1 pseudogene is annotated in these 290 nt (G+C 35.9%); it reads right to left on the minus strand.

The annotated features are described in order from the left end of the window. Window positions 1-24: 24 nt before the first annotated feature. Window positions 25-290, minus strand: a pseudogene (locus tag C1E99_RS00515) (Rep family protein); the annotation flags it as partial.

A 290-nucleotide genomic window follows, 5' to 3' on the forward strand; every position in this document is an offset into this window, starting at 1 on the left:
TCATCAGGTAAGATAACTTGCATTTTAGACCTCCTGTTTCCCGAATCCAGAATGTCGCCGTGAATCAAGATATTTGGCAAAGAAGTAAGTCTTATCCACAATGAGTGTTAGGAGCACTGGGTCTTCATCTCGCGCATATTTAACAAGGTTATTGAACTCAGTAAAGTTATAATCCTCAATAATGTCAATGACAGTTGAGAGAAATTCATCGTTGTTATTGTTACGTAAGAATTTATCCAATTCAAAGCCGCATCCTGATTCAATATCTTCAATGTTATAGAGAGTTTTTT

This window comes from Streptococcus suis, from assembly GCF_002964045.1.
GTDB lineage: Bacteria > Bacillota > Bacilli > Lactobacillales > Streptococcaceae > Streptococcus > Streptococcus suis_U.